This is a genomic window from Pseudomonas sp. 34 E 7 (assembly GCF_900005715.1).
GTDB lineage: Bacteria > Pseudomonadota > Gammaproteobacteria > Pseudomonadales > Pseudomonadaceae > Aquipseudomonas > Aquipseudomonas orientalis_A.
Window position 1 is genome coordinate 46,237 of the sequence record NZ_CVTX01000128.1, and the last position, 6,125, is coordinate 52,361.

6 protein-coding genes and 1 rRNA gene are annotated in these 6,125 nt (G+C 54.6%); 3 read left to right on the top strand and 4 right to left on the bottom strand.

Going from position 1 to position 6,125, the window contains the following annotated elements; all coding sequences use genetic code 11:
• The first annotated feature begins 30 nt into the window (after positions 1-30).
• Positions 31-396 carry a hypothetical protein gene (locus BFP96_RS31215; protein WP_256548929.1) on the top strand — a complete coding sequence of 122 codons (366 nt, stop codon included), beginning with the start codon at positions 31-33 and terminating at the stop codon, positions 394-396.
• Between the two features lie 210 nt (positions 397-606).
• Here the strand turns inward: BFP96_RS31215 and BFP96_RS10820 are convergent, their stop codons facing one another.
• The 3 genes from BFP96_RS10820 to BFP96_RS10830 all read right to left on the bottom strand — a co-directional run bounded on the left by BFP96_RS10820 (position 607) and on the right by BFP96_RS10830 (position 1,951).
• Positions 607-1,350 carry a hypothetical protein gene (locus tag BFP96_RS10820; RefSeq protein WP_256548930.1) on the bottom strand — a complete coding sequence of 248 codons (744 nt, stop codon included), beginning with the start codon at positions 1,348-1,350 and terminating at the stop codon, positions 607-609.
• 42 nt (positions 1,351-1,392) lie between these two features.
• Entirely contained in the window at positions 1,393-1,629 is a 237-nt protein-coding gene (locus BFP96_RS10825; protein WP_026067396.1) for a helix-turn-helix domain-containing protein, read from the bottom strand.
• Positions 1,630-1,747: 118 nt separating this feature from the next.
• Positions 1,748-1,951, bottom strand: a complete 204-nt coding sequence (locus BFP96_RS10830) for a helix-turn-helix domain-containing protein (protein ID WP_065936199.1) — start codon at positions 1,949-1,951, stop codon at positions 1,748-1,750.
• Between the two features lie 137 nt (positions 1,952-2,088).
• Here BFP96_RS10830 and BFP96_RS10835 point away from each other — a divergent pair, with 137 nt between their 5' ends.
• Positions 2,089-2,613 (top strand): hypothetical protein, encoded by a 525-nt coding sequence (locus tag BFP96_RS10835; RefSeq protein ID WP_065936200.1) that lies wholly within the window; start codon positions 2,089-2,091, stop codon positions 2,611-2,613.
• Here the strand turns inward: BFP96_RS10835 and BFP96_RS10840 are convergent.
• Positions 2,610-3,821 (bottom strand): site-specific integrase, encoded by a 1,212-nt coding sequence (locus tag BFP96_RS10840; RefSeq protein ID WP_065936202.1) that lies wholly within the window; start codon positions 3,819-3,821, stop codon positions 2,610-2,612. The two genes, BFP96_RS10835 and BFP96_RS10840, sit on opposite strands and share 4 nt — an antisense overlap.
• Positions 3,822-4,525: 704 nt before the next feature.
• Between BFP96_RS10840 and BFP96_RS10845 the strand changes: the two genes are divergently transcribed.
• A 16S ribosomal RNA gene (locus BFP96_RS10845) occupies positions 4,526-6,062 on the top strand.
• The last annotated feature ends 63 nt before the right edge of the window (positions 6,063-6,125 follow it).

The window sequence follows — 6,125 nt, forward strand, 5'->3', positions numbered from 1 at the left end:
ATCACACGACGAAGCTTAGAGGCACACGTCATGCAACTTTACCAAAGTACCAGTAACACTCTTAAAGGCCAAGATAAGTCCGAATTTGACGGAGAGGGCTCGGTAGGCATGGAGGCGGAAGACTCTAGCGTCTTACGCCTGCCTATCTTCACCGACAATCAACGAACCTTAGTGGTTGAACTCATCCTGGCAGAGCGTCGCCACGCTACCCGGTGGTGGACGCACCTAAGTGAGATGCGGCGGCGTCAGGAGCTCCCTGAGTGGGTTGCGGCGGACATTGGCAGTCATGATGAGCATGACCTTCTGCTTGAGAGTAGGAAGGCCGTCAATCAGGCTCTGTTCGGCTCGGATGACCTGGGCGGCGATCAGCAATACCGCGCGGTGATGTTGGAGTAGGGCAGGTAAGCAACGAAACCTTTGCAGCATCGAGGGCACTACCCCGAAACAGGGTGGTGCCCTTTTTCATTTGTGGGCGGCGGGTGAATTCTCAGCAAGGTGGTCAGGTCGAGCTGTATGCCTCCAACCACTCATCAACACTCTGGTCCTGTGGTGGCTTAGGTGTGTGTATGGGGGAGTGAGGACGTACCTTGTTACCGTCCTCCCTTATTACCTTGTTTCCGTGGTTTTCAACGCACGTAGTTGAATTCGGCTGAAACCCTTGTAGATCGTGCTCTGTAGCAGGTTCCTTGTGCCCTGGAGTTGTGCCCTCCTTGTGCCCTCCTTGTGCCCTAAAATCGCCGACCGCGCTTGATCAGCATCGATGGTCACGTGTCGGATTGACTGCACGTCAAGGCGCTCATTGGTTACGCTGCCCGCCAGCAAGAAACTGGATAGCTTGCCCATGCATTTGTGGAACCGCTGCATCCGATCTGGCATCTGCAAACCCATGGCCAGCCAGAACTTGTAGAAGTGGCTCCGCTCACCCACACGGAACTCGCCAGCAGGAAGAGGATCACCGGCCTTGCCGCCCGCCGTGGTCCGCTTTCTAGCCAGGTCCACGTTGAAGATGGCGTATGCGGGTTCACCTGTGATCACCGATGCGAAAATTAGAGTCAAACCTGCAGCTCTGCGCTTCCCGTAGTGACCAGTGCGGTGTCCCACGTACTCGTAGGCGTCAATGCCTGCCGCAACCAATACCGATCGGCAGATCTCCCGCGCATTGGCGTTCATCCACTCAGGCGGTACAGGCTTGCCGCTCGCCGGTTGAATGACGAGCTGCCCAAGCTCAATGCTCACCGCGTCACCGCGGCTAAGTAGTTTTGTGGCTAGGCATTCCACTGAATCGACCTCCGCGTAATTCGGCTGGATAAACAACGGGCCGAAGCCCGCCAGCAGCTCGCAGGCAGGCACAAAGGACGCCGCAATTTAGCGGCGTCCTTTGTGGTCTCCGGATTACGACGCTTCGCGCATCAGGATGTACTTGGCAACGCGGTGTGGCGGCCGGCCTGGCTCAGTGGACTGATGCGTCCAGTAGGTGCGGATTTCGTGACCCTTTTTCCTGAGTCGGCGAATGGTGTTTGGTGGCTGGACAATATCCAGGTCCTTTGCGGCCTCGATGGTCGATACCGGCCCGTTTCGCAGGGCCTCCATCATCTTGCGGTCTTGCTCAGTTGAAGAATGGCGTGTCATAGTTTGCCCTTCACGTTGGTGCTATCCAGTGTGTTTTCGCTAAGGCGGTGTTCTAGCACCGCCTTGGCAATCTCCCGCGCAGTCCTGCGCAATCCCCACTCCTTATTCTTTTCGCACTTCACCGTGCGCCGACCTTTGCTGCGCGCTCGACGAACGCCTTCAGCTCGGATGCCAAAGCCAGGCGCCGGCGCCCGATCTTGAAAGTCTTGATTTCGCCTTGGGCGATAAGCTCGTATGTGGCGGAGCGAGAGATGCCCAAGATTCGGGCAGATTCCTCGACGCTCAACGACAGCGGCGCCATTTTTTGAGGTGCTTGTTCCATAGGATTCTCCAAATGCCCATCGAGAGTGATTGGGCAATGTGAGAATCCTATTGCGGTATTTGCATGTAGTCAACTGCAATCATAAGCTGATTGTGAACGCATGGACTTCGGCGGACGCAAAAGGTACGATTCGATTTATGCGTAAATTGATGAGTGCAGATGAGATGGCTAAGAACAAGCCCAACCAGGGCGCACGGAAGACAGAGACCTTGACTTTACGTCTCGACCCCAAGGTTAAGCTGATGATCGAGCTCATCTCTCGCATTCGACGACAGTCCATCACCGGCGTGGTGGAAGCTGCGATCGAGGAAATCGCTTTTGATTTAGACGCCCCGGTCGTATCGGCGGGCGAGCCATGGCCTATGTCTCTGCTGAGCGCAGTGAGCGAAATATGGTCGACAGATGAAAGTGAGCGCTTTATCCACCTATGCACCCACCTTCCTTCTCTGATTACTTACGAGGAGCAGCGGATTTGGGAAACGATTAAAGCGTCCAAAGTCTTTCTAACCGATGGCATCGAAGAAAACGCTCAGTTTTGGGATGTTCCAGGGGTTGGATACATTGACAAGCATAGCGTCCGAATTTGGTGGCCTGATTTGCTGGCTCACGTTGAGGAAAACAAAGAAAGCCGCACCATCGTGCCCTTTGAGCCGCCTCTCTAAATCAGCTCTACCGCGGCGGCCTTGGTGCCTGGCGCCAAGTGCGCGTAGCGCAGCGTCATTTTGATATCGGCGTGCCCCAGTAGATCCCGTACCGTGTTGAGCGGTACGCCGGCCATTACCAGGCGTGACGCAAAGTCGTGACGCATATCGTGCCAGCGGAATCCGTCGATCTGCGCCCGCTCAAGCAACTTGAGCCAGGCGCTTTTGATGTCCTCAAATCGACCGCCGCCCTGACCTGGGAAGACATACGTCGACTTGCTCACCTGCTTCTTCCAGGCTTCCAGCACACCAATAGTCTCCTTGTTCATCGGGATGTGGCGCGTATCGCTTGTTTTGGTGGTGGCCCCGGCGACTGTGATTGTCTTCGTGTTGAAGTTCACCGCTGACCATTCCAAGTCGAACAGCTCTCCGCGCCTCATGCCGGTATTCAACGATATCAACACCATTGGCTTCAGGTGATCGGTGAAGGGCAGTTGCAGGAGGCTTGGCATCGGCTCTTTGTTGCGGTCTGTCCGCCAAGTGTTCGCACTCTCACGCTCGACCCTCATTTCATCCTGTCGAGCGTCCAAGGCCTCATGTAGGCGCTTGGTCTCGTCGGCAGCCAGGTAGCGAATCACCCCCTTTGAATCGACTTTGAGCTGTTTCAGCTTGGCAAGCGGGTGTGTGTCGATGTACTCCCACTCAACGGCACGACTGAAAACACCACTGATCGAGCCCATTTTTCGATTCACCGTCGAGGCCTTGTTGCCGGCCTGCATCCATCCGGTGCGGATCTGCTCCAGGTCTCGTCCGGTGATCGCGTCCAGGCGCTGGGACATGATTGGGTCGAAGTTATTGCTGAGGGTGTGCTGCGTCTTCTCGTGGCCTTTGTGATGAGCCTTAAACCACGGCATATAGGTGTCGTCGATGAAATCGCGCAGTGAGGGCAGGGCTGACCCCTTACGGCCCTGGGCGATGGCCAGGGGCTCGCCGTGGGCGTGGGCATCGGCTAAGTACTGGGCGGCCTCGGTTCGGGCTAGGTCAAGAGTAAGCACGCCGACACGCCCAAGGGTGGCGTTCTTGTTTCGGCCCCACGTGACCATGTAGGACTTATGACCGCTGGGCAGTACGCGAATAAAGAAACCGGGTTGCGCGGTGTCATGCACGCGGTATGCTTTCGCCTCGGCGGCTAGGCTGCCAATAAGCTTCTGAGTGATTTTGGTTTTCAAGGGTTCGACCGTGACAGCAGGGTGGCAGCAAAAAGCACTATACCGCTCGATATTCACGGACTCAATGGGACTAAAAGGCCCAGTAATCATGGGCTTGTGGCTGTACCTGTTGGGTCTAAATTGACCCTCCTAAGGGGAAGGTTGGCCGTTCGAACCGGCCCTGGGACACCATCTTCTGCGCTTCATGTTATTGGCGTTCGCCATACACAAGACCTTCGCTCCCTTGCCTGGCCATCATCTCTCCCGAAAAGAGGGGAGGTATTCAGCTCATGGGGCCGGAAACTACCGCTTTTTGATACGTCTGGTTTGTTCTTCTATATAGAGGGACGGCGAACTGGAAGGAAATCTCCATTTTTTTGGTTTAGGCGCTTGACGCCCTTGGTGGATTCTGTAGAATTCGCCTCCCGCTTACGAGAGATCGCAAGCGCAAGTGGTTGAAGTTGTTGAAGAAATCTTCGAAAACTTCTGAAAATTACCGCTTGACAGCAAATGAGGCTGCTGTAGAATGCGCGCCTCGGTTGAGACGAAACATCTTAACCAACCGCTCTTTAACAACTGAATCAAGCAATTCGTGTGGGTGCTTGTGGAGTCAGACTGATAGTCAACAAGATTATCAGCATCACAAGTTACTCCGCGAGAAATCAAAGATGTAACCAACGATTGCTGAGCCAAGTTTAGGGTTTCTTAAAAACCCAAAGATGTTTGAACTGAAGAGTTTGATCATGGCTCAGATTGAACGCTGGCGGCAGGCCTAACACATGCAAGTCGAGCGGTAGAGAGAAGCTTGCTTCTCTTGAGAGCGGCGGACGGGTGAGTAAAGCCTAGGAATCTGCCTGGTAGTGGGGGATAACGTTCGGAAACGGACGCTAATACCGCATACGTCCTACGGGAGAAAGCAGGGGACCTTCGGGCCTTGCGCTATCAGATGAGCCTAGGTCGGATTAGCTAGTTGGTGAGGTAATGGCTCACCAAGGCGACGATCCGTAACTGGTCTGAGAGGATGATCAGTCACACTGGAACTGAGACACGGTCCAGACTCCTACGGGAGGCAGCAGTGGGGAATATTGGACAATGGGCGAAAGCCTGATCCAGCCATGCCGCGTGTGTGAAGAAGGTCTTCGGATTGTAAAGCACTTTAAGTTGGGAGGAAGGGCAGTTACCTAATACGTGATTGTTTTGACGTTACCGACAGAATAAGCACCGGCTAACTCTGTGCCAGCAGCCGCGGTAATACAGAGGGTGCAAGCGTTAATCGGAATTACTGGGCGTAAAGCGCGCGTAGGTGGTTTGTTAAGTTGGATGTGAAATCCCCGGGCTCAACCTGGGAACTGCATTCAAAACTGACTGACTAGAGTGTGGTAGAGGGTGGTGGAATTTCCTGTGTAGCGGTGAAATGCGTAGATATAGGAAGGAACACCAGTGGCGAAGGCGACCACCTGGACCAACACTGACACTGAGGTGCGAAAGCGTGGGGAGCAAACAGGATTAGATACCCTGGTAGTCCACGCCGTAAACGATGTCAACTAGCCGTTGGGAGCCTTGAGCTCTTAGTGGCGCAGCTAACGCATTAAGTTGACCGCCTGGGGAGTACGGCCGCAAGGTTAAAACTCAAATGAATTGACGGGGGCCCGCACAAGCGGTGGAGCATGTGGTTTAATTCGAAGCAACGCGAAGAACCTTACCAGGCCTTGACATCCAATGAACTTTCCAGAGATGGATTGGTGCCTTCGGGAACATTGAGACAGGTGCTGCATGGCTGTCGTCAGCTCGTGTCGTGAGATGTTGGGTTAAGTCCCGTAACGAGCGCAACCCTTGTCCTTAGTTACCAGCACGTTATGGTGGGCACTCTAAGGAGACTGCCGGTGACAAACCGGAGGAAGGTGGGGATGACGTCAAGTCATCATGGCCCTTACGGCCTGGGCTACACACGTGCTACAATGGTCGGTACAGAGGGTTGCCAAGCCGCGAGGTGGAGCTAATCCCACAAAACCGATCGTAGTCCGGATCGCAGTCTGCAACTCGACTGCGTGAAGTCGGAATCGCTAGTAATCGCGAATCAGAATGTCGCGGTGAATACGTTCCCGGGCCTTGTACACACCGCCCGTCACACCATGGGAGTGGGTTGCACCAGAAGTAGCTAGTCTAACCTTCGGGAGGACGGTTACCACGGTGTGATTCATGACTGGGGTGAAGTCGTAACAAGGTAGCCGTAGGGGAACCTGCGGCTGGATCACCTCCTTAATCGACGACATCAGCTGCTCCATAAGTTCCCACACGAATTGCTTGATTCATTGAAGAAGACGA

Coding starts and splice junctions, on each gene's coding strand:
- BFP96_RS31215 (WP_256548929.1), top strand. CDS start 31: ATGCAACTTTACCAAAGTACCAGTAACACTCTTAAAGGCCAAGATAAG.
- BFP96_RS10825 (WP_026067396.1), bottom strand. CDS start 1,629: ATGACACGCCATTCTTCAACTGAGCAAGACCGCAAGATGATGGAGGCC.
- BFP96_RS10830 (WP_065936199.1), bottom strand. CDS start 1,951: ATGGAACAAGCACCTCAAAAAATGGCGCCGCTGTCGTTGAGCGTCGAG.
- BFP96_RS10835 (WP_065936200.1), top strand. CDS start 2,089: ATGCGTAAATTGATGAGTGCAGATGAGATGGCTAAGAACAAGCCCAAC.